Raw genomic sequence first — 999 nt, forward strand, 5'->3', positions numbered from 1 at the left:
CCAGTACAGTGGAGAAAGATTTGCGTGCTGACGCTACCGGCAACACTGATGCAGCGACCAAAGTTGGTCAGATTATTGCTCAGCGTGCCAAAGAAGCGGGCATTGAGCGCGTAGCCTTTGACCGTTCTGGTTTTAAATATCACGGTCGCGTAAAGGCGCTGGCTGATGCCGCGCGTGAAAACGGGCTTGAATTCTAAGGGTGCTTGGTTATGGCGAAGGTTGATCCCAACGAAGGTCTGCAGGAAAAACTGGTTCAGGTAAACCGGGTTGCTAAAGTAGTAAAAGGCGGCCGTATTTTTGGTTTTACCGCGTTGACTGTAGTGGGTGACGGCAAGGGTAAAGTTGGCTTTGGTCGTGGCAAGGCGCGTGAAGTGCCTGCTGCTATCCAGAAGGCCCTGGAAGCTGCCCGCCGCAACATGATTCAGGTAGAGCTGAACGGTTCTACCATCCAGCACCCAATGAAGGCCCGTCACGGTGCCTCCAAGGTGTACATGCAGCCGGCCGATGAAGGTACCGGTGTGATTGCCGGCGGTGCTATGCGTGCCGTGCTGGAAGTCGCAGGCGTTCAGAACGTACTGGCCAAGTGCTATGGCTCCACCAACCCGGTAAACGTGGTTCGGGCTACTTTCAATGGTCTGAAATCCATGGCTTCTCCGGAGTCTGTGGCTGCCAAGCGTGGCAAGTCTGTTGAAGAGATTCTGAACTAAGCGCAGATAAGCGGAATCGATACGATGGCTGAAAAGATCAAGGTAAAGCTGGTTAAAAGCACCAACGGCCGGCTGGAAAAGCATAGGGCCTGCGTGCGCGGTCTCGGTCTGCGCCGTATTGGCCACACCGTTGAAGTTGAAGATACCCCGTCAGTACGAGGCATGATTAACAAGGTTTCGTACCTGGTGCAGGTAGAGGGAGAATAAGTGATGCGTCTTAATGATTTGCATCCCGCTGAAGGTTCCCGTCCGGAAGGTAAGCGCGTAGGTCGCGGTATCGGTTCCGGCCTGG

General features: G+C 54.4%; 3 protein-coding genes and 1 pseudogene. All 4 read left to right on the forward strand.

The features are described from left to right. The coding region (rplR, locus tag A3730_RS07525; RefSeq protein ID WP_063537821.1) for a 50S ribosomal protein L18 at positions 1 to 197 on the forward strand (197 nt) is incomplete at its 5' end. A gap of 12 nt (positions 198 to 209) precedes the next feature. Beyond that, on the forward strand, positions 210 to 707 hold the full coding sequence (rpsE, locus tag A3730_RS07530) for a 30S ribosomal protein S5 (RefSeq protein ID WP_007149291.1): 498 nt from the start codon (positions 210 to 212) through the stop codon (positions 705 to 707). Between the two features lie 24 nt (positions 708 to 731). Beyond that, the gene (gene rpmD, locus A3730_RS07535; protein ID WP_007149547.1) at positions 732 to 914 is read left to right on the forward strand and encodes a 50S ribosomal protein L30; all 183 of its coding nucleotides are present in this window, start codon (positions 732 to 734) and stop codon (positions 912 to 914) included. Between the two features lie 3 nt (positions 915 to 917). Beyond that, positions 918 to 999, forward strand: a pseudogene (rplO, locus tag A3730_RS29550) (50S ribosomal protein L15); the annotation flags it as partial.

It is taken from the genome of Alcanivorax sp. HI0044, from assembly GCF_001634945.1.

Coding starts and splice junctions, on each gene's coding strand:
- rpsE (WP_007149291.1), top strand. CDS start 210: ATGGCGAAGGTTGATCCCAACGAAGGTCTGCAGGAAAAACTGGTTCAG.
- rpmD (WP_007149547.1), top strand. CDS start 732: ATGGCTGAAAAGATCAAGGTAAAGCTGGTTAAAAGCACCAACGGCCGG.